The sequence below is a fragment of the Nostoc sp. DSM 114161 genome, from assembly GCF_052692665.1.
This window is the reverse complement of the sequence record NZ_CP195141.1, coordinates 4,839,129-4,862,020: the sequence shown is the minus strand read 5'-3', so window position 1 is coordinate 4,862,020 and position 22,892 is coordinate 4,839,129. Positions and strand designations below refer to the sequence as shown.

General features: G+C 39.8%; 15 protein-coding genes. 4 read left to right on the top strand and 11 right to left on the bottom strand.

Annotation, left to right across the window (positions count from 1 at the left end):
- Window positions 1–15: 15 nt before the first annotated feature.
- Complete coding sequence (locus NSTC745_RS20885) at window positions 16–945, bottom strand: glycosyltransferase family 2 protein (protein WP_445632647.1); 930 nt, start codon at window positions 943–945, stop codon at window positions 16–18.
- 6 nt (window positions 946–951) lie between these two features.
- Window positions 952–1,839 carry a 2OG-Fe(II)-dependent halogenase WelO5 family protein gene (locus NSTC745_RS20880; RefSeq protein ID WP_445632646.1) on the bottom strand — a complete coding sequence of 296 codons (888 nt, stop codon included), beginning with the start codon at window positions 1,837–1,839 and terminating at the stop codon, window positions 952–954.
- Between the two features lie 572 nt (window positions 1,840–2,411).
- On the opposite strand from NSTC745_RS20880, the gene NSTC745_RS20875 reads away from it, so the two are divergent.
- The 3 genes from NSTC745_RS20875 (at window position 2,412) to NSTC745_RS20865 (ending at window position 10,083) form a co-directional block, all read left to right on the top strand.
- Window positions 2,412–8,912, top strand: a complete 6,501-nt coding sequence (locus NSTC745_RS20875; RefSeq protein WP_445632645.1) for an amino acid adenylation domain-containing protein — start codon at window positions 2,412–2,414, stop codon at window positions 8,910–8,912.
- A gap of 36 nt (window positions 8,913–8,948) precedes the next feature.
- The gene (locus tag NSTC745_RS20870; RefSeq protein ID WP_335033007.1) at window positions 8,949–9,161 is read left to right on the top strand and encodes an MbtH family protein; all 213 of its coding nucleotides are present in this window, start codon (window positions 8,949–8,951) and stop codon (window positions 9,159–9,161) included.
- Window positions 9,162–9,345: 184 nt separating this feature from the next.
- Window positions 9,346–10,083 carry a glycosyltransferase family 32 protein gene (locus tag NSTC745_RS20865; RefSeq protein WP_414569478.1) on the top strand — a complete coding sequence of 246 codons (738 nt, stop codon included), beginning with the start codon at window positions 9,346–9,348 and terminating at the stop codon, window positions 10,081–10,083.
- Window positions 10,084–10,239: 156 nt separating this feature from the next.
- Here the strand turns inward: NSTC745_RS20865 and NSTC745_RS20860 are convergent, their stop codons facing one another.
- Together NSTC745_RS20860 and NSTC745_RS20855 are read right to left on the bottom strand one after the other, a co-directional pair.
- A complete protein-coding gene (locus NSTC745_RS20860; RefSeq protein WP_445632644.1) occupies window positions 10,240–11,466 on the bottom strand; it encodes a macrolide family glycosyltransferase in 1,227 nt (408 codons plus the stop codon).
- Window positions 11,467–11,493: 27 nt separating this feature from the next.
- Window positions 11,494–13,146: an ABC transporter ATP-binding protein/permease gene (locus NSTC745_RS20855; protein WP_445632643.1), complete on the bottom strand. Its 1,653-nt coding sequence runs from the start codon at window positions 13,144–13,146 to the stop codon at window positions 11,494–11,496.
- 280 nt (window positions 13,147–13,426) lie between these two features.
- Here NSTC745_RS20855 and NSTC745_RS20850 point away from each other — a divergent pair, with 280 nt between their 5' ends.
- Entirely contained in the window at window positions 13,427–14,746 is a 1,320-nt protein-coding gene (locus NSTC745_RS20850) for an MFS transporter (RefSeq protein ID WP_445632642.1), read from the top strand.
- A gap of 27 nt (window positions 14,747–14,773) precedes the next feature.
- Here the strand turns inward: NSTC745_RS20850 and NSTC745_RS20845 are convergent, their stop codons facing one another.
- The 7 genes from NSTC745_RS20845 to NSTC745_RS20815 form a co-directional block, all read right to left on the bottom strand.
- The gene (locus NSTC745_RS20845; protein ID WP_445632641.1) at window positions 14,774–16,816 is read right to left on the bottom strand and encodes an alpha-amylase family glycosyl hydrolase; all 2,043 of its coding nucleotides are present in this window, start codon (window positions 16,814–16,816) and stop codon (window positions 14,774–14,776) included.
- A 215-nt stretch (window positions 16,817–17,031) separates the two neighbouring features.
- Complete coding sequence (locus tag NSTC745_RS20840; protein ID WP_445632640.1) at window positions 17,032–17,550, bottom strand: GtrA family protein; 519 nt, start codon at window positions 17,548–17,550, stop codon at window positions 17,032–17,034.
- A gap of 65 nt (window positions 17,551–17,615) precedes the next feature.
- On the bottom strand, window positions 17,616–19,253 hold the full coding sequence (locus NSTC745_RS20835; protein WP_445632639.1) for a glycosyltransferase family 39 protein: 1,638 nt from the start codon (window positions 19,251–19,253) through the stop codon (window positions 17,616–17,618).
- 17 nt (window positions 19,254–19,270) lie between these two features.
- The gene (locus tag NSTC745_RS20830) at window positions 19,271–19,696 is read right to left on the bottom strand and encodes a hypothetical protein (RefSeq protein ID WP_445632638.1); all 426 of its coding nucleotides are present in this window, start codon (window positions 19,694–19,696) and stop codon (window positions 19,271–19,273) included.
- 88 nt (window positions 19,697–19,784) lie between these two features.
- Window positions 19,785–21,149, bottom strand: coding sequence for an MFS transporter (locus NSTC745_RS20825; RefSeq protein ID WP_445632637.1), 1,365 nt, complete (start codon window positions 21,147–21,149; stop codon window positions 19,785–19,787).
- Between the two features lie 104 nt (window positions 21,150–21,253).
- Complete coding sequence (locus tag NSTC745_RS20820; RefSeq protein WP_445632636.1) at window positions 21,254–22,102, bottom strand: cupin-like domain-containing protein; 849 nt, start codon at window positions 22,100–22,102, stop codon at window positions 21,254–21,256.
- Window positions 22,103–22,355: 253 nt separating this feature from the next.
- Window positions 22,356–22,838, bottom strand: coding sequence for an NAD-dependent epimerase/dehydratase family protein (locus NSTC745_RS20815; RefSeq protein WP_445632635.1), 483 nt, complete (start codon window positions 22,836–22,838; stop codon window positions 22,356–22,358).
- Window positions 22,839–22,892: the final 54 nt, after the last annotated feature.

Genomic DNA, 22,892 nt, shown 5'->3' with positions numbered 1-22,892 from the left:
AATATTAAGTCTATTTTAAAGTGACGCTGGAAAAAATGACATAAAATACTTTTTCCCAGCTTCCAGGTATAACCTTAATGCTGTAATAAATTGTCCGCGCCGCATCAAGTCTGTTCCAGATTGCATCTCGAATAAAGCCATTAATCTTTTTTCATAAAACCACAGGACTTGAGCTACTTTGGCTTTTTGCTCTTGAGTCAACCATTTTCCTTCTTTCCACTTAGCAATGAGCTTTCGAGCTTGAGCTCGATCGTCTACTAATCGATGGGATTGAGCCGGATATTGACGATATTTATACAGATTTTTCGGTACAAAATGGATCTCGCTAAACAGCGCAAATTGAAGAAATAGATCGATTCCTTCTCCACCCTGTCCCAACGACTCATCCCATCCCGATGTTTTTTCATAAATATATCGCCGCAGCACAGAACCGCTTTCCATGACAATTGCCGCTCCTGAACCAACAGCTACCAAAGGTGTCTCAGGTGTTTCATAAGGCAGCTCTTTTATTCCAAAACCAGAAGGAATATACCGAGAATAAGAATTTCTGGGCAAAATCCTATCATCTTCGTCAATATGCCAGTAATCGCTGTAGGCAACACCAACATGAGGATGTTGGTCAAGGTATTTAACTATTACCTCTAGCATCTGCGGTTCTAAGTAGTCATCGGCATCAAAAAATAGTAAGTATTGCGTCTGGGGAAAACACTCTTTAAAGCCATTGTTACGGGCATTACAAACACCACCATTAGGTTGTCTGATTAACCGCAGGCGTGGCTCTATTTTGGTATAGGATGCAATGACTTGGGCAGAATTATCAGTACTGCCATCATCTATTACAATATGCTCCCAGTTGTTGAAGCTTTGGGCACGCACACTTTCTATTGCCTTTCCGACGTATTTTTCTGCGTTGTAACAAGGAGTAATAATACTCACTTTAGTCATACGGGATTAGCTCCAGTAGTAAATAGCATCATGCTCCTTAGAAAAGGTGAGAAATCCACCAATGGTTATCCTGGCGCGATCGCCAACTGTCGGAGCGATACAGTGGTAAAATCGACCACCATCGAATAGCATCATATCTCCAAGACCGGGTGCAAAGGTCATGCTTCCATACTGCTCAACAAATGGCTGATGTGATTGTTGATATGTCCAAGAACTATACCCGCTTTCTGAGCTTGCGTCTTGAAAGGGTAAGGGTTCGCCGTCCCATTCCAGTCCGTAGACGATCAGATCGCCGCCACCTTCGGGGAGAGCAAGGGGGATGTAGAAGCTCAACTGATCGGTGATATCGACCAGGGTTCTTAAATGGTCACTTTGAGGCTTGTTCAAGAAATCGTTGCCAACGTGGATCGTAAACTCGTGTCCCTTGGGCAACTTCCTGATAGTAGCTGGAATGTAAGTCTGCCCTTCAGATCCAGTGGGAACTTGCACTTTCTTGACGCTGGAAAGAAATTTAAACACTGACTCCACTCGGTTCTCAAAGTCAACCGTCCCTTGGAATAATATGCGACACTTCTGCCGGAAGATTGCTGCATAATCAAAGTACTGCTGCAAGTTAGGATCGCAAAAGATAATGTTTTCACCGAAACTATAAGGCCCTTTAGCCATATCGGCAAACTTAGAGTCTAGGATCGAACTCATGCCTCCTTCATTGTTCTCTAGGCGATTGACGACCTGCTCGACGACATTTTGAGGCAACACCTCGCGGATAATCATACCCTCGAAACTGCGGTTGTACAACATATCTTGGAGAGCGCTGGGATGTTTCTCTATTTCCGATACATGAATGTCAAGAAAGTTAAACAGGGGTTCTTTAGAAATGACTCTTTTAGGCATAGTCTTTACTTAAAATTTCTGGGTTAAAAATCTTGAAACCGATTTACTCGTTGCGCTCAAAGCAGACATACATCCAGCGTTTATAGTCTGTATTACTAGAAGTTCCAGCCCTTTGCACTTGTAGACTCACAATATTTTTGGCAAAATTTTACCTCTCAAGACTTGGGCGTCAGCATAAAACAGCCTGCCTCAATTGCAGAGCAAGATAAATTTTTTACATCATCGTGTTGACACGATCATATATTTCATATAATCATCTTCTTGTCAACCACATTTTGACTAGTAATAAGTTGTAGTTATAGCTTTTGTGAGAAAATTATCAAAATGAAAACATTCTAACTAAAATGAGCTAATCCATATTTATGAATGACGGGGCTTACATAGTTAATTTTGATACTTTACTGTTTTGTGTCAAGTTGAGGGTAAGCGTTAAATAATTAACTCAGTTGTATATATTCTGTAGAAACAGTAGATTTTTCACTCCGTGTGTGCTTAGTAAATATTAACTTGGGAGCAAAGCCAATTATGCTGTAGCTTTTGCCCCTAAGAAAGGTTAATTTATTTAAGGAATTATGACAGACACTGTGAATAAAATATTTCCATTATCAATTAATCAAAGAGAAATTTATATTGACCAAATGATGTGGCCGGAAGGTTCCCATCTGAATATCGGTGCAGTTGTCACGGTTCAGGGTACTTTTGATATTGAAGTTTTTAATTATGCCATTAACAAAGTAATTCGCTGCCATCCAGGTTTACGAACGCGAATTTATGAATCTGAAGGCAAGCCTTTGCAGACAATTGCACTCCACCAAGATGTAAAAGTGACTTTGGTTGATTTTTCAAGTCATGAAAATAGTGAACGAGATGCCGAAGAGTATATAAACAGGCAATTTTCCATGCCTTTTAGCTTTGCGAAAAATTCCCCACTTGTGGCTTTTCAACTAATTCGTACCAACAGCCAAAAACATATTATTTTTGCTAAATATCATCATGCCATTACTGATGGTTGGGGAACCTCTATTTTCTTCAGGGAAGTTATCAAGACTTACAATCAAATTATCAACAAAGGTGCGGATAATCAAACAGAAAGAAATTGGTCTTTAATTGAATATCTTCAGGAAGAATCAGAGTATTTAGAATCCAAGAATTTTCAGCGCGATCGCGAATATTGGCAGGAACGCCTCAAACAGGTTTCATCTAAGATTTTTCCTCAAATTAAGCCCCAACAATTGATGGGAAACCGTCAATCTATTTATATTTCTCGCGAGCAATATAACCGGGTTAATACTCTTTGCCAAAATATTCAATCGAATGTCTTTCATCTAATTTTAAGTTTAGTTACAATTTATTTAACTAAACGCTATAATAAAAGTGATTTAGTTGTTGGATTGTCTCTTTTAAATCGCAATAAAAAAAGCTTCAAGGATGCCATTGGTTTATTTGTCAGCACTATTCCGTTCTGGGTGGAGATCGATGGCAATAAAACAGTCCATGAACTTCTAGATCAAATCCGCTCTCTATTGCGGCAAGACTATCGCCATCAACGCTTCTCCTTAGGAGAAATAAAGCGAATCTCTGGCTTACAACCAAGCAGCAAAGACCATTTATTTGAAGTTTATCTTTCCTACGAAAGGCACGATTACAACGAATGTTTTGCTGATACTAAAACAAGCTGTGTTCCTCTCTACAGTCGTCAACAAAAAGTTCCACTGATTATCTATGTGCGAGAATATGAGGAACATAGTGACATCAAAATTGATTTTGACTACAACCTTTCTTATCTAGATTCTGAGATAGTAGAACAGATAGTTACCGACTTTCAAAACCTGTTTAATAAGGCTGGAGAAAATTTAGAACAAACCATTTCTAGCATTTCTATTGTATTACCGGAAGTAAGCATTTCAGGGGATTTGGAAAACCTCTCCCCTAAAATGGGAGAGGCTTTGAATCTTCCCCCTTTCCTACAAGGTAAGGAAATTAGGGGGTTAGGTTTCGCGTCAACCATAGAAACACTCATTTCCGCTTTTGATAGCACGGCCAACAAATATTCTGAAAATCCAGCAGTTCAATTTAACAAAATCACGCTCACCTACGCCGAACTCAATGCAAAGGCGAATCGCCTAGCTCATTATTTACAAAGCCAAGGAGTGCAGCCAGGAACACGAGTAGGATTATGTTTAGAACGTTCTGAAAACACAATTATTGCCATACTAGGAATCCTGAAAGCTGGTGCAGCCTATGTTCCTCTAGATCCTAATTCTCCCTCTGCACGTCTGCAACTAATTCTGCAAGATAGCGGGATTTTCGCACTCATTTCTGAAGACTCAATTTTATCAGAATTGACTCACAAAAAAGTAGTAGCATTTACCCTCAAATCTATAGAAAAGGAACTTAGCAATCAACCAGATACATCGCCAGCAATCTACTTAAAACCAGAATTTCCAGCTTATATAATTTACACGAGTGGTTCCACGGGTACGCCCAAAGGTTGTGTTGTAACCCATGCTAACGCCATCCGGTTAATGCGTTCCACAGAAGCTTGGTTTGGCTTTAACGAACAAGATATTTGGACGCTGTTTCACTCCTTCGCCTTTGATTTTTCCGTTTGGGAATTGTGGGGAGCTTTACTCTACGGGGGAAAAGTGATTATTATTCCGTTCTGGTTGAGTAGATCCCCAGAATCATTCCGCGAATTTCTCACCACAGAAAAAGTAACTGTCCTGAATCAAACTCCTTCCGCCTTCAACCAACTGATTCGTGCCGACGAAGCCAGTGTGGGAAAACTGGCGTTGCGCTATGTTATCTTTGGCGGTGAAGCTTTGGATTTGCCAAGTCTGCGTCCCTGGCTGGAAAGGTACGGGGATAAAACCCCGCGTTTAATTAATATGTACGGCATTACAGAAACCACCGTTCACGTCACCTATCGCCCCATTTCCCAGTCTGACCTTAGCAAAAATCGTGCTAGTGTAATCGGTACAGAGATTCCCGACTTGCAAATATACCTGCTCAATGAAAAGCTAGAACCCGTTGTTGATGGATTACCAGGAGAAATTTATGTAGCCGGTGCAGGGGTGACTGGCGGTTACTTAAATCGTCCCGCACTTACAGCAGAACGATTTTTACCGAATCCTTTTGCAGAAGGACGACTTTACCGCAGTGGCGATTTAGCGCGGAGATTGCCTAACGGAGATTTAGAATATTTGGGAAGGATAGATAGACAAGTCAAAATTCGCGGTTTTCGGATTGAGTTGGGAGAAATCCAAACAGCGTTAACGTCCCATTCTCAAGTTCGTGAAGCTTTGATTTTGACTGATGAATGGGAAGAAGAAAATAGGCTGGTTGCTTATTATGTTCCAGGAGAATCCCATCCTAATATTAATGAACTGCGTCAGTATCTCAAAACCAAGCTGCCTGAGTATATGGTACCAGCAGCTTATGTGAGTTTAGAAGCCTTCCCGTTGACTGTTAATGGTAAAATTGACACCCAAGCATTACCCGCGACCGATTGGAACCTTTTAAGGGTAGAAGAAGATTATGTCGCTCCCCGCAATGCTGATGAAGAAAGCTTCTGTGCAATTGTAGCCGCAGTTCTTGGTCTGGAAAAAGTCGGGATTGACGATAATTTCTTTGAAATTGGCGGAGATTCAATTCTGGCTTTGCAAGTTATCGCTAAAGCTAAAAAAGCAGGTTTTGCAATTTCCGCTAGAGAACTTTATGAATTTGCAACTGTGCGTCAGTTGGCTGTAAGAAAATCAGCATTAACTACAACTGAGTTAAGTAAAAATACGGTAATTGACCTTTTGTCTGAAAGCGATCGCCAGCGCTTACCAAAAGATGCCGAAGATGCTTATCCCCTCTCTAGTTTACAGGGGGGAATGCTCTATCACAGTGAGATGCATCCTGACTCGGCAATTTTCCACCAAATTTTCACCTTTGATTTACGCCTTACTTATTCAGAAGCAGCTTGGAAAAATGCGATCGCTGATATTTGCCGCGCACATTCAGTATTGCGGACTTCTTTCCACTGGACAGGATACAGCACGCCGATTCAAATTGTTCACGCTCAAGTTGAATTACCTTTAACGGTTGTCGATTTGCGTAATTTGGGAGCGAATGCACCTGGGCAAGTCGCCAAATGGATTGAGTCTGAAAAAACCCGCTCCTTTAATATCGCGAAACCTCCCTTATTCCGCTTCCAGATTCACCGACTCTCAGATGACCAACTCAGCTTCAGCTTCAGTTTTCACCACGTCATTCTGGATGGTTGGAGTGTCGCAACATTACTCACGCAATTATTACAACGTTATGTTCAGTATTTAGAAACCGGAAATGTTCCAGCCTTGACAGTTCCAGAGATTGCTTACAGAGATTTTATCGCTCAAGAACAACAAGCGATCGCTGACAAGCAACTGCAAGAATTTTGGCAAAAACATCTCAGCAACTTGGAAGTTAGCACCCTCCCGCGTCTGAATGTAGAGCATTCCATGTCTTTACAACGCCATCTGCAACGCTTATCAATCCCTATTGACGAGCAGTTAGCTAATAGCCTCCACAAACTTGCCAAAAATGCTGGAGTCCCTCTGAAAACTGCGCTTTTAGCCGTGCATCTGCGCGTTCTCTCCTTTTTAACTGGACAAAATGAAGTTGTGACTGGTAATGTCATCAATGGACGACCCGAAACCCTTGACAGTGAAAATCTGTTAGGTTTGTTCGTCAATACGATACCGTTGAGGATGGAATTAACATCCGGTAGTTGGTTAGAGTTAATCCAAACCGTTTTCCGTGCTGAACAGGATATCCTCCCTTATCGGAATTTCCCATTAGCTGAGATGCAACGCCTGATCGATCGGCGTCCTTTATTTGAAGTGGGATTCAACTACGTCCATTTTCACGTATATGAAGGACTGCTAAATCTACCTCAAGTTGAAGTTAACAACGTTGATATTTTTGAAGAGACAGACTTTCCCTTTTTAGTAGAGTTTTGTCTGGTTCCAGGAAGTGCAGCCCTGCAATTAAATTTAATCTATGACGTGCAGCAGTTTGGCGATGTACAAGTTGAGCAATATAGCAAGTATTATCAAACTGCCTTGACTGAACTTGCCACTCAACCACAAACACCATACCACAAGCGATCGCTCCTCTCTTCTGAAGAACGCCAAAGCCTACTGCAAGCTTCCAATCTCGACTCAGCCAGTTATCTATCTGACAAAACCCTGGTTTTTGCCTTTGCTCAAGCGGTGTCCCAATATGCAGACAAAACCGCTCTCTGTTTCCAAGAAACTGCTCTCAGTTTTGCGGAATTAAATACTTGTTCCAATCGCCTTGCACATTACCTCAAAAGCAAAGGCGTTAAACCAGAAACCCTTGTAGGGCTTTGTTTAGAACGTTCGGAACATTTAGTAATAGCCATCCTAGCAATTGTCAAAGCTGGTGGTGCTTATGTTCCTGTTGATACTAGTTATCCAAGCGATCGCATAGAATTTCTATTACAAGATAGTGGCGTTTCTCTACTCATCACCCAGCGTTCAGTCGTTCCCCAAATTCCCGCAGGTGATACCGAAATTATCATTCTAGAAGATATAGCCACCCAACTAGAAAATCAAAGCCATAAGTCCTTAGCAGTCCAGATATTACCAGAGCATCCAGCTTATATAATTTATACAAGTGGTTCCACAGGCAAACCTAAAGGTTGTGTCGTTACCCATGCCAACGTTATCCGCCTGCTCAAAGCTACTCAATCCTGGTTTGAATTTAACAGCGCAGATGTTTGGACGTTGTTTCACTCCTACGCCTTCGACTTCTCTGTTTGGGAACTGTGGGGAGCTTTGCTATATGGCGGTCAACTAGTCGTAGTCCCCTATTGGACAAGTCGCTCACCAAAAGACTTTTTCCAACTGCTCCAAAACCACAAAGTTACGGTATTAAATCAAACTCCATCAGCCTTTAAGCAATTAATCCAATTAGCCACATCAGAGACACAAAAGCTACCTTTGCGTTACGTCATTTTCGGGGGAGAAGCCTTAGAACTACCAAGCCTACAACCGTGGTTTGAGTTATATGGCGACGAAAAACCGAGATTAATTAATATGTACGGTATTACCGAAACCACCGTTCATGTCACCTATAGACCGATTACCCAAGCAGATATAAACGCCAATCAAGGTAGCGTTATTGGTCAATCGATTCCCGATTTAAATCTCTATATCTTAGATGAGAACCTGGAACCAATGCCGATAGGGGTTCCTGGGGAAATCTACATTGGCGGTGCGGGAGTGACGCGGGGTTATCTGCATCAGCCTCGTTTAAGTGCAGAGAGATTTATTCCCGACCCCTACGCCAAAACTCTTGGTAGTCGTCTATATCGCAGTGGAGATTTAGCGCGTCGTCTACCGAATGGCGAACTAGAATATCTCGGACGCGCCGACCAGCAGGTTAAAATACGCGGTTTTCGTATTGAACTAGGTGAAATTGCCGCTGTTATCAGCACTCACTCCCAAGTAAAAGAAGCCTTAGTCACTGTAAGGAAAGCTGCAAATGGAGATAATCGGCTAATTGCTTACTTTATCTCTAATACCGATTCAGACTTGAAAACCGTCTTACCAGAGTTTTTAAAGAGCAAATTACCAGACTATATGATTCCAGTGGTCTATGTGCCACTAGAAGCAATTCCCTTAACAGTTAACGGCAAAGTAGACTACAAAGCCTTACCCGCAACCGATTGGAGTGGGACAAATAAACCTTACATTGCACCCAGAAATGACCAAGAAGCAACTATCTGTTCCCTGATGGCTAGTTTATTACAAATAGAACGGGTAGGAATTACCGATGATTTCTTTGAAATTGGCGGAGATTCCCTGCTAGTTACCCAATTAGCCATCCGTTTGCGCCAAAGCTATCAAACCGAGTTTCCCCTACCTCAATTATTCACCCATCGCACCCCAGAAGCGATCGCTCTTTTACTAGCAGCTTCTCCATCTGTGCAAACAACCGCCGATATTCCCAAAGCATCGCGTCAACGCCGTTCCGTAAACTTAAGCGATGACGGCATATTAGTTAAAGGTAATGGGTAATAGACCAATCACCAAAATAAAGGAGCCTAAAAAATCATGAGTAACAACGAACACAACGACGAAATTATTTATCTTGTAGTAGTCAATCATGAAGAACAATATTCAATTTGGCCGAAATGGAAACAGGAACTGCCATTAGGATGGAAATCAGTAGGCAAAGAAGGCCCTAAAGCTGAATGTTTAGCCTATATCGAAGAAGTATGGACAGATATGCGTCCTTTAAGTTTACGTCAGGCGATGCAGGAATAAGAGAGCAGGGGGAGCAGGGGAGTTAGAAGAGGCAGGGGGAGAGAAAAGAAGCATGTAAAGAAAAATTGAAGTTAATTATTGGGTAAATAAGATAATTTTGTTAATTCGCTGGAATTTATTCTATTTATTCAATAAAACGCTCTAATTCTTCTCTATTTCCCCGGCCCATTCCTCAACATACCCCATGACTAAAATTCCCAAAATAATCCATCAGATTTTTTTTCTGGGAGAAGCAGCCATACCAGAAAAATATCGTCGTTATCATCAAACAGTTTTGCATCATCACCCTGATTGGGAACACCAATTTTGGGATGAAGCCAGAGCAAGGAAATTTATGGCAGATAATTATTCCTGGTTTCTGCCAATATTTGATGCTTATCCCCATAAAATTCAACGTTTTGATGCCATACGCTATTTCATCCTTCACCATTATGGAGGCTTCTATATCGATATGGATATTGAATGCCTCAAACCACTTGATGATTTATTAGCAGATTTTGAGCTTGTGCTTTCAAAATTAGTTTGCTTTAGTAATGCCATTATGGGAAGTGTTCCAGGGCATCCCCTCTGGCTAAAAGTCTTCGATGAATTACAAAAACGCAAAGATAATTCAGCCCAAAATACCATGCCTTATTATGTGGGCTACAGCACCGGGCCTATCATGTTAAATGATTCCGTAGTAGCAAGTAAATTCCATGAAAGTCCCACAGTTCGTATATGCCCAGGATATATTTTTGAACCAGGTGCTCCAATGGAACTAAACGGCAAAATCTTCAAGAGTCAGCCTAGCTCAGAGACTTATACCATACACCACATGACTACTTCTTGGTTGCCTGCAAAACACCAGATAACCAGAGTTTTATTCGGTATGCTTTTAGAACCATACTGGTTCTTTCGCTCTTTTCTCAAAGGTACTGTGTGATTCTTTCGCGTGAGCTTGTTTATAAAAGAAGCTCACTTCAAAAAAATCAAAACAGTACTACTTATGTAATACCAATTTTCTGTGAATTTAAGTGCATCTTCATGGAGAATTGGTATAACTTTATTTACAAATTTTTTCTAACTTCTCTAGCAGCAATTAAGATATATATTGTAATGGCTGTGAAGATTTCTGTTCATAAACATATCGCAGAATTTCATCTACCGCTCGCTTTACTCCGCCAGCCGCACGACAAGCATCACCCAAACGACCACTATTTACTCGGAAAGAGTTATTATCAAAAATTCGTTGTGCCGTCTGCTGCAAGCCTTCTGAAGTTATATCTTCTAACATCATCATAATTCCTGCACCCTGCTCCTGAATGCGGCGGGAAATGATTTCTTGCTCATAAGTTTGTGGTACTGCAATCATTGGTACCGAATACCAGACAGCTTCCCGTGTTCCACCGCCTGCTCCGTGCATAATGAATAGACTGGCACGTTCTAATATTTGTAATTGGGGAACAGTACCCATAGATCGAATGATAAAGTTTTCTGGAATATCTCCTAGAAGTGTGACATCTAAAGCTGGACTCAACACCATTACTACCTGAGCATCGGTGTTAGCAAAAGCCTCAATGCATTTCTGGTAAAATCCCAAACCTGGGTCGTGAATGTTCCCAAATGAAATCAGGATGAGCTTGGATGAATGCAATTTCTCCATTGGGAAATCATATTCTACTGCCCGCACTGGATTACAAGGGCCAACAAAATGAAAGCGTTTATCAAATTTATCGCTATAAGGTTGGAGTTCTATAGGTAAATAACAAATGTTGAGAGGTTCAATATTAGTAAAACTGTCAACAAATTTAATTGGAGGTACACCATAAGTTGCTCGTAACTCACGTTGATGTTGACGATAGTGCTTCATCCCGACAGCCGCCTCTTTTAACAATCGTGGTAGTTTCTTCCTTAGCCAAGGACATTCATAGAAACTTTCGGGAGTAAAAGCGGCTGTAGCAATGGAATTAATAGCGGGAATATTGAGCAACTGCGCCACTAGTCTTCCCCAGAGACAGAGAGAGTCGTGAATAATATAATCTGGCTTTTCTGCACGCACTGATTCTAAGAGTGCTGGTAGCATCTCACGAGTACACCAAGTTAGAGAGGGCACTAGAGACATTTCATTTTCAGATGGTGGCGCTGTCTCAGGATTGAGTTGAGGATAGCAACGAAAAGCAGCTCCAAAAGACTCGATTTCTTGTTGAAAACGGGGAACCTCGTAGTAAATTACCTCTTCACCTCTCTTCATCAACTCCGTCACTAATCCAAAGGTGGGAATTACGTGCCCGGCAGCTGAAACGTTCATAAATATTACACGGTTCATAGAAAATACCCTGCTAGTTTGAAAAATTCAAAGATTAACAATAACCTGATGATATTTCTTGAGAGTAGGGCGATGACCAACACTAATAAAGGTTATCCCTGTTTCTACTAAAAGACTATAAAGATGTTCTTCGTTGTTAATATCTAAAGCACTGGTTGCTTCATCTAAAATTGCATATTTGGGTTTCGTAATTAAAAGCCGAGCAAAAGCTAATCTTTGTTGTTCCCCTAAAGAAAGAAGATCGCTCCAATCTTGCTCGACCTCAAAACCACCAAACCGTTCTGCTAAGTCTGACAAATTTACTCTGTGGAGAACTTGATGAAGTTCTTCATCACTGAGATCGACCTTGGTGTTAGGATAGATTAACTGCTCCCGAAGAGTCCCTAAAATCATATAAGGGCGCTGCGGTAAAAATAGTATTTCTTCTAATTCTGGACGAACAATTACACCTGTTCCCGAATTCCATAAACCAGCTAAGGCACGCAACAAAGAACTTTTACCACAACCGCTATCTCCCATAATTAGTAATCCCTGCCCTGTTGGCAATGCTACAGAAAGGTTACTAAATAAAGTTTTTTGATAATTGGGGGTTTGGACAGTCAGGTTTTCCAACGCTAAACGGCTGTCTATGACTATATCAATAGTTTTAGCATTAGCTATTGCTTTGCTTGGCTGTTTGAGATACTCAGAAAAGATGTATAGGCGATTAATTGAAGCAGCAAAATTAGTGAATTTTTCAAACTGATACATAATCAGATTCACAGAAAAAGCGACCTGCCCAAAGGCACCACCCGCTTCTGTAACTTTTCCTACCTCTGTTTCACCTGATAGAATTTGGTTTCCTAAAATCAATACTGGTATGATCCAGGGTAGATAACCAAACTGATATTTAAATATATTTAAATACACCTCTGACCATAATATCAATCGCTTAAAATTATTAAAAACCTCATTAAATATAAGTTTAATTTTATTGGTTTCTTGAAGGATACCGTTATAAAAAGCAATAGACTCGGCATTCTCTCTTATACGAACTAAACCAAAGCGAAAATCAGCTTCTTTTTTGAGTTGTTCAAAATTTAGTTGCGTTAATTTTTTGCCATAGAACCCAATTGTTATGGCGTAGGCTAAAATGGAGTAAATTACCAGAACAATAACTAGATTTTTTGAAATAGACCAGAGAATGACACTAAAAGCAATTACTACAAAAACAGATTCCAGACAGTTGACCAAAAATTGAATAGATTGCTGGCAGAAATTGGCAACATCTTCAGAAATACGTTGGTCTGGGTTATCAATCTCTTTGTGGAAGTTACTCAGCTCATAAAAAGCGCGATTTGTGAAATATTGATTAAGTAAATGATGGGTCAACCATCGTCGCCAATAAATGCCGATTGTCTCTCGCAGATAACCATAGGCAGAATTTAGAAAACCAAAGACAATTATTCCCCCGAACGCAACCAGTATACCTTGCCAGAATTTAGTACTATTATGATCGGAAAGGGCAGAAATTAAATCTCCTTGTTTACTATTTAACAATACCTTGACTTGGGTAGTAGCTAACAATAAAACTCCGAGAAGCACAAGTAAACCTATAGCACCTCGTTTTTCATCACCTAACCAATAGAGTTGAGCGATCGCCCAAAACCGTTTAACCGCTTTCAAGCTGAATCGATTCATTTGTAGACTATATAAATTTTTCTAGTTCTGAGGATTTTCATAACTATGCCTTTTAGTTACTGCGGTAGGGATTAATCACGCACAGGTTCAAAAGAGAGTGTCCTTGACGATCGCAATTTACCCCCTACTACCGATCGCTAACTTTATTCCTGTATATCTACTCCGCAATCTAGAGTTTACGCACTTCCTCTTAGTTACAATAAGTAGTACTTTCATCTCAATTTGACCAAGTATACATATAATACAGAACGACAACCAAATCATAATTTTATACATAAAAATGCGTATTTTCACATTTATTTGGTTAGGACAATTAATTTCTCTGATTGGCGTCTCTATGACTGGGTTTGCTCTGGATATCTCGGTATTCCAGCAAACTGGCTCTGCTACCCAATTTGCTTTCCTGACCCTGACTTGTACAATACCACTCATCGTCATTTCGCCAATAGCAGGCACATTAGTCGATCGTTGGGATCGTCGCTGGATAATGATTATTAGTCATGTCTTTAAAGGACTATCTACACTAATTCTGATATTGCTAATCAGTATTGGTCAACTAGAGATTTGGCACATCTATCTCAGAAATATCATCACTTCCATCATCGGTGCTTTCCATACGCCCGCTTATAAAGCTTCCATTACCTCTTTGGTGCCTCAAGAAGATTTAGCACGGGTGAGCGGTATGATTCAATTGGGAATGGGCATTCAGCAAATCATCTCGCCTTTACTAGCAGGTATTCTGCTGGGTATTGTTAAGCAAAGAGGCATTTTGATCGTCGACTTCGCAACTTTACTAGTTGCCCTTGTTCCCCTTCTGTTGGTGCGATTCCCGGAGTTAAGCCAAGCTACTGATGCCAATGAGGACACTCCGCATACCTCACTTTTGCAAGAAACACTGTATGGCTGGACTTATCTAACAGAGCGTCCTGGACTACTCAGCTTTGTGATTCTGTTCACGATTTACCAATTCCTGGTTGGCTTTGTCAGTGTACTAAGCTTTCCCCTAATTCTTTCTTTAACTACGCCAGCTAAATTAGGACAGATTGCATTTGCTAGCGGTCTTGGTATGTTCGTAGGGGCTATAGTGATGAGTACATGGAAGAATAGTTGGCAGAACTCGATCGGCCCTGTTCTAATCACTATGTCATTGAGTGGGGCGTGCATTGCCATTGCTGGTTTACGGCCTTCTATCATTCAAATTGCGATCGCTACTTTACTTTTCTTCCTGACTGCACCTTTCATCAATGGCTCAGTGCAAGTTATCTTACAGACAAAAGTTGCTGAGTCGGTACAGGGAAGAGTATTTGCATTAACCGGAGCGATGTGGGGGGTCGCTGTACCGCTAGCTGCGATCGTTGCAGGCCCACTAGCTGACTATGTTTTCGAGCCACTGATGGCTTTTGATGGACTTTGGTCTCAAGTACTGGTTGGCCAAATAATTGGCTCTGGGCCTGGTCGTGGTATTGGACTATTGTTCGTAATTATCGGGTGTTTTATATTAGTAACAGCATTTATCGGCTCCCAATACCCTGCCATCCGAGACTTAGAAGTTAATGTGCCTGATTTTGAATCTTCAGCAAGCAAGGTGTCCCCCATGTAGAGATTAGAGAGGCAATAAAACTTGCTCCTATTCTTGAGCTTTACTTGTCGCCTGTAATAGTCGTCCTAAGACAAATGTGAATGGTGGAAGTTTAATTCGCATACCACCTTCCACAAGATGGAATACTCCACCTGATGTAGCAATCAGCATATCGACTCCGCAGAACTCCCCGTACCAATTAGGAATTTTGAAAGCCTCCTCCAATACTGGTATGGCTCCCAGGTTCATCGCAATAAAAAGCGGCTGTTCATACTCTGCACCATGAATGAGTACACACCAGAGACCATTATTCCTAGAGCATAAGAGAGTGCGGTTTCCACTCTGAATTAGTCTGTTTTGAAACCTAATTTCGGCAAGCTGTCGAATTAGTAAAAAACTTGGGTGGTTTTTATTATATGGTTCAAAAATTTTGCGGTTAATCGGCCCAAACTCCCACACACACCCAGGGTTATCAAACATATCTTCCCGCACATAGCAATCATGACCAATGCACTCACCTGTATCCTGATGTTGATGCATCCCTAAAGCGCCGGAAAATTCTTGCTCTGTTCCTTGATAAATAGAAGGTATTTGTGGCCCTAAAATCAAGCAAGCAAGTGCAAAATATAAACGGACTCGCGCTTCATTTTGGCTTCCTAGACAACTTAAGAATTGATGGAAAATTCTACTTGTATCTTGGTTATCGAGGAACATAATATTATTCCGCCAACCAGCATGATATGAGTGTGATGGCTCTAGAAAACCACAAAAATAATCTGCCAAACCCCCTAGCCAATTACCATCAGTCAAAGAATGCTTGACAGCATAATAAGTAGGGTAGTCAATCAGATTTGAAAATTTAGCCCCATTGTAGGCAATTACTTCTTCATGGGTACTGCCAGCGTGTTCGGCTATTTGTAGAAACTGCTTTTTCCCAAGATAGGCAGCATACCTTGATATTTCTTCAACGCAAGGCTCCCAGAAATCAAGACCAACATGACGTGCTGAATCATATCGGAAGCCATCAATGTCTGTTTCTGCAATCCAGTATTTTAGGTGTTGAATCAGCAATTCTCGAACATAACTTGTCTCTGTTCGCCAATCTTCCAGAAAGCCAAAGAGTCTTTGATTTACCATATCAGTGTATTCAGGCCCGTGGAAGAGTAATGTGTTACGTGCTTCTATAGGAAAAGGCATGACTGCAAAGTCATCACCTTGCACATACTTAAACTTTCCCCCTGGTGGTCCCCCATACTCTTCCCAGTTAATACTATCTGCAATATGGTTGTTAACTACGTCTAAAACGACTGCAATATCAGCTTCATGAGCAGTTTTCACCAACTCACGCAGACACATAAGTGTACCCAGACGCGGATCAACCATCAACAAGTGGATGGGATGATAGCCATGATAGCCATCAGCAGCGTTGACATAGACAGGGCTGAGGATAATGGCTCTAATTCCCAATGACTTCAAGTATGTTATCTGCTCAATTACGCCCCGAATAGTCCCACCATGACTTGTATAGGGGGAAGTCGGATCGTATTTGACTGCACTTAGACCAGTGTAGTTGCTGTCTGCACTGCGAGCAAATCGATCGATCATGATTGAGTAAAATAGACGTGCATCCCAATCATTAGGACTAGATGTCATTGCAACCTTTGGTTTTAGTCCATATAAAGGCTGATTATCTACATAGCCCAGGAATACAGATGGAATTTCAGCCATTGAGCGGGGTGCTTCATCACAGACTAACAAAAAATGCGATCGCGTGCTTGTATGTTCATTACCAAATGTATCCACATAACCTAAACTGTAGCGATATCCTCCCCCATTACTGATAGGTGGTAGGATGAGTGAGAACATTTGGAAGCCATTTTCTATAATGCTTTCAGTTTGTGCCGTAATTCGATCTGAATCGCAATATCCTTGTCCATCATTCAATTCATACGCTATCTGACCATAATCTGGATTTTTAGATAAGTGAACACCAAATCTGAGGGAGATTTTTTCATCACTCCTAAACACCCAAGTATATGGTGCTGTGCTAGGGTCGAGATGTACTTCACAGTATTCGTCAAAATAGCGCATATAGCATTCCTACGAATTAAAGATGGGGAGTTGGCAAACAATTTATCTCAGGTAATGGACTTCCCGATTCATAAATCAAAATTTTCTTCTAGAAATCATCCTTGCATATTACTATTGTTTGTATTAAATATTACATAAATTTTCTTTATATTCAACTTATTAGCGAATATCGGTTTTTCTCTTTCCAGTTTTTCCATATTTGTAAAATACTAAATTCACTGTATCATCAGCATAAAAATTGAGAGATTTGCCTTATCACCATCTCTCAAACCATCTACTTTTGTCTCCTTTGTTTGCCAGTTAACCTTCCAGTTAAGCGAAAAATTCCAAAAAGTCACACAAAGGATTGCTACCAATTTTGCCAAATATTCATTCACTCTAAATCGATAAAACAGCCAATTCACAATTAAAGCATTGAAAATAAGTCCAAAAAAACAAATTAGGTTGAACTTGAAAAAACGTTGCAAACGCTGGACTAATTGTTGCCGAACAGACACATCACCAAAAGTCCATACATCATTCCAGAGAAAATTATTAATGATTGCTATCTCTGTTGAAAGTATTGCACTCGGAGTTAACAACCAACCCAACAGGGTATGCAGAACATAGAATCCTCCCAAGTCTACAAATACACCACTTAAACCTACTATGGCGAAACGAATCAACCGACTCATAAACAGCCAAGTTAAGTATAGTCGATTTGTGCGATCGTTAATCTGAAGATCGTAATTCATTCAGTTTCATACTTATCATATTTTTACTCCATCTCTAGCACTTATATAATCTCAAGTACTACTGTTTAAGTTCGCTCAATTTTCTCAAATTCCCATAAACCTCCAGGGGGTAAATTAAGTATTTTAATCACTTTCAAAGAATAGGTTATATCTTGCTCCATTTGATGAAATAAACTACTACTATTTTGCATAAATAAAATATGACTATATTTCGGAGAAATCGGCAGCAGAAAATTATCTGCTACAGGTAGTAGACAAACTTTTGGTAAATAATGACTTAAGGTTAGAATTCCTCCCAAATTAACAGGAGAGTCATTAATTATCAGTAAAGGCTTTTCTGATTGATTGAGAACTTGACCTGTTTCTCTAATATATTGACCATCGGATTGCAGCCACCAATTCTCCGCTTGAAAAAATCTGGCATCAGAAACTAAACCTGCTATGAACAATCCGACTATTAGGAATTGAGAGATTTTTGCCTGCCAATTATGTTGTTGCAAAATATTAAAAGCTAAAATATAGGCTACAATAATTTCTAGACTAAGATATAAAGGCAGTTGGTAACGAACTTGAATGGAGCGAATACCTCCAAAAAATAGGTCATATATCACTAACAATAGACTGGGAAAACCTCCCAAGATAAAAATCAATAGACTGGTTTTATTTATTGGAAATTTTCTGAGGAAAAATCCCAAGTAAATAATCAAGCTTAAACTGAATATTAACGCAGGAATACTATAAAATAAAGAGCCTTCAAGAGTAAACCTATTAAACGCAAATATATCTGATGTTAAATTAAGATCGAAAAATATTCGAGTAACTCGAATCAAAAAAATAGCGATTAGCTCGAAGGGATTATTTATCCACTTTACTCCCGACCCTGAAGTTAGCTCTAGTGCTGTGCTAGTGTGGGGGATGATCGCAATCAACCAAGGCAAAAGTATTAAGAAGGCAGCAATACTAACAAGCAGATAATTGAGTAAGGTTTTACTGAAGTGAAACTGTTGTTGAATAACTACATAAATACCATGAGCTATAATTACCAGAACTGTGAATAAATGGGTATATAATCCTAAAACTAAGGTGAGGGTATACAAAGCCCAATTTTCTTTTTTTTCTTGTCTAATAGCTCGCAATAAAGCAGCACTCGATAGCAAAATCTCTACCATCCACAAACTGTATTGACGTGCTTCTTGAGCAAAAAATAACTGCAAAGGAGAAACGGCAATTAATGCCATCGCTACCCATGCCACAAGTGGAGACTCAAACAACTCTAAACACAACCAATAGACGCTGGGAAATATGAACAGACTGATGAGTGCTGATAAACTCCTGATCCCAGTAGGTGAATCTCCAAATACTTGCACCCAGAATCTCACCATTACGTAATATAAGGGGGGATGCTGTGGGTCTGAGGTGATTAAGTAATTCACTGTATCAGCTACACCACGATCTGGATTAATGTGCTGATATTTGTCGAAGGTGCTAATGGGAATTGTGCCTTGATGATTATAAACTTCCTGTTTTAGCTCGGCCACAGTGTGACCAGAAATTGCTACGGATGTCCAAGATTCATCACAGCAGTATGTTTTATGTCCTAGATGGGCAAAGCGAAAGAAAATACCTAACCCAATGAGGATTATTAGTAAGATTTTTAACCAAGTCGGGGGATTTGCTTCTGCTAATAATTGCGGTTTGTCCATTTATTGCATATGTATCATTACAGAGAAAGTTGTTGTGAACGCCGCTTGGAAGGTCTTTTAGGGACTTTCTCATTTTTTAGTGGTAATGAATAAATTTCTTGAAGCAATCGTTCATATTCATTGGTTTGTACAAAGCCATCATGTTGTAATTTTTTTAATACTTCTTGGTCTTGGTTAATTAGACATTTTGCTACCAATGAAGCGTGCAAAAATCTCCTGAGGTCTGGTTCGACCATAACAATCTTTTTAGCTGACCATAAACGAGGAAGTAATCTTCCTAGCCCACATCCAGCATCAAGAATGACTGCATCAGGCGTGATCAAATCCTGAATGTTATTAGTCCAAACTTCCTTATCTCTAGCTTTCCAAGCTTCATGAGCCACATCTGTAACCCATTGGTATGGGTCAATTGTATCGTAGACAGTAGCAGTAATTTTCTCCATTTCAAAGATACCTCAATGAGGCTAAAAAAAATTTGCTTACCATGTTCTAGTGACAGATATTGCAGTTTTGAAGCAGTTGAATAACTTTTTAATGTTCTTGATCCAACGTATTTATTATCTTATTCTTTACTATTAGCTCATTAGTATTTAACAATTCTTCATCCATTTGTTTTAATGCAAAGTAATTGTACAAAATGACTGAGATAATTAAAACAAGTAGCCCTTCAAGAACCATTAAAAAACCGATTCCACGCCCTGAACCAGTTTCAATCAACCGCCCAACAGTACTAGCAAGTACCCCATCAGTAGATAGCATAGGTTCCAAAAAACCATCAGTTAGAGGGCTGGCGCTAAGATTACCAAAAGCCCCAGCCAAGCCCGCCAAAGTGTAGAACAATGAAAGAACACGTCCCTGAATATTTGGCGGGATGCTAGTTTGCAAAATTGTACTATTAATACCTAGAATAATCGGCAAGGTAAAAAATGAAATAAAAATGCCTAAGGCTATGGTAGGAATAAAGGGTTTAATACCAGTGATTATTAAACCTATTCCATTTAATGCCGAAAATAGAAACAGAGGAGAGAGCGATTTTTTCCCTCCTCCCCAGATACTCATAAGGATGCTGCCAGCAACCATTCCACCGCCGGCAATTGACATTACACTCCCAAATGTCGTAGCCGAGGAAAAGGATAATATTAAGGGATTAATTAAGACAGAAGTCATGCCATTCACAAAAAAATAAATTGTCATGAATGACAGTAGAATCAGCAAGAAAAAGCGAGAGTAAATGTTTTCCCAGCCATAAACAATATCATTGATGATGGTAGACATTCCCATAGTTGGCACAATACTCGATTCTGGCTGAGGAATATTAATAAATATTAGGGTTAATAATCCAATTAAATAGGTAGACAAATCAATCAGTAGCAAGCCCTGAAGTTGTATATTGGCGATGAGTATAGCCGCTAGGATTGGTGCAACCAGTTGTCCTAATGCTGTACTGAACTGAATCAAGCCATTAGCCCTCCCCATCTGATTGCTAGGAACCATCAATGGTAAAGCAGCTCCCTTCGCAGTCATTTGAAAAGAACCGCAGACTGAAGTAAAAAACGCAGAAACATAAGTATGCCAGAGTTGTAGATTGCCAGTCAGTAGCAATATAGCAAGTGTGAGTGTGATTGAAGCCGCAGCTATTTCACTAAAAATAATTGTCCATTTTCGATTCCACCTATCTACTAATGCACCAGCAAAGGGAGTGATTAATACACCTGGCAAAGTTGTAAAAAATATAACTAAGCTTAATTGTGTAACAGCATGAGTGTTATGATAAACCCAGATACCTAAGCCAAATCCTGTCAAGCGATTTCCGATTTCAGACAGAGATTGCCCCAGCCAGAAGAGAGTAAAATTACGCAATTCACGAATTAGTTCAATTAGTTTAGTTACATACATCTTTCATAAATTAGTTGTATATTTTGTGATTGGTAGAATATGAGGTAAATAACAAATGTTCAGAGGTTAAAAAAAATCACAGATTATACTATTCTAATATAGAATCATCGACTCAAAGCTCTCTTTAAAATAGCGGGTATCTGTGCTGCCAATCTTCGACCAGGAGGGGTTAAAAATTGACTCATAGGTGGCTTAGACCAGAAATTTACAGAAATGTTTAGCTCGTGATTTGAATTGCTTAGTGAGTATACTTGATGCCACCAAAAAGCAGGAATAAATAAAATTTCCCCTAGTTCGACAATACACTCAAAATATTTGGCTTTTTGGAAATTGGGAAATTTTTCTAAATCTGGTTCTTCAATATTTATTTGGCTCATGTGGGGAATTTTTGAACCAGCAGGGAAAGGATATAATGAAGATGTTTGTTGGGGGTCAAACAACAGGAAACGCTTGCGATCGCTAACTTGAGTAAATAAGTTATCCATTGCGTCATAGTGCAATGGGGATGTGTTGCCGCCAGAACCAATCCAAATAGTTGGATCGACAAATAACTTTTCATCAAAATATTCTGGAAACTTAATATCTTGCAGTAGTTCTGGAAACTCTCTGGGGATTGACTGTTGTTGCAGATAATAGAATTTATCAAATTTATTTTTTGAACCCAGGATGTTGATGAAGTCCCTAAATTGCATTTTCTGTCTCAAATTAGCAAATCCATTTTCCAAGTTTCCTGTAAAAATACTATTTTGAGAAACACTTATATCAACCTCTTTATCACTGAATAAAGTAGTGAGATAATTAGCAGTCCATAAAGATAGAGCCTTCCAATCATTAATAGCACCAGTGATGATGACGGGTCTTCTAGGAGAGAGAAAATTCCTTTCAAATTCCTCTCTTGTCGGTTGTTCAACCCGTTCAATGTGCCTCACTGCGGTTAAATCATGCTTGCTCATCAAAAAATTCCTATTTGTAGATTTTTCCTGGAATTAGGCAGACTGGGGAAATAACATGAAAGTTGCTGTTATCTCTGATTTAACATAAATTTATCAGACCAAGCAGCAACCATTTCTGAAAATATCAATTCCAATGGCTTAGTTATAGACCAATTAGGATAATGCTTTTTGATTTTTTGTAAGTCACTATAGTAACATATGTGATCCCCTTCTCGATTTTTTCGTATATAGACAAAAATTATTTTTTTGTTAGTCAATAGGCAGAATCAGCATAATCCCAACGGGTTGCTAACTCTACCATTGGGATTTCATTGGGCGCATCCCCATATACTTTATTGGTAGACATATGCACAAAAGGCGCATCTGGGACAAATTGACGAGTTGCTTCTAAAAGATTCAGTGTTCCTACAGCATTGGTCTCAAAATCATCAAAGGGAATTGACGCCGCTAAATCGTGGCTGGGTTGGGCTGCTGTATGAACGATCGCATCTGGTCGGAGACTATCAATTAAGTCTAAAATAGCAGTGCGATCGCGAATATCTATCTCGTGATGGACAAAGCCTTTAAGTTCAGATGCTAAACGTTTTTGATTCCAACGAGTATCTCCTTGAGGGCCAAAGAAAATAGCTCTTTGGTTATTATCAATGCCGTGAATTGCCCAACCTTGATGGGCAAAATATAGACAAACTTCAGAGCCAATTAATCCCGATGAACCAGTTACAAGTAATTTCTTCATTTGAGTGAATGGGGAATTGAAAATTTGAAAAATAATCCATTACTATTTTCTACA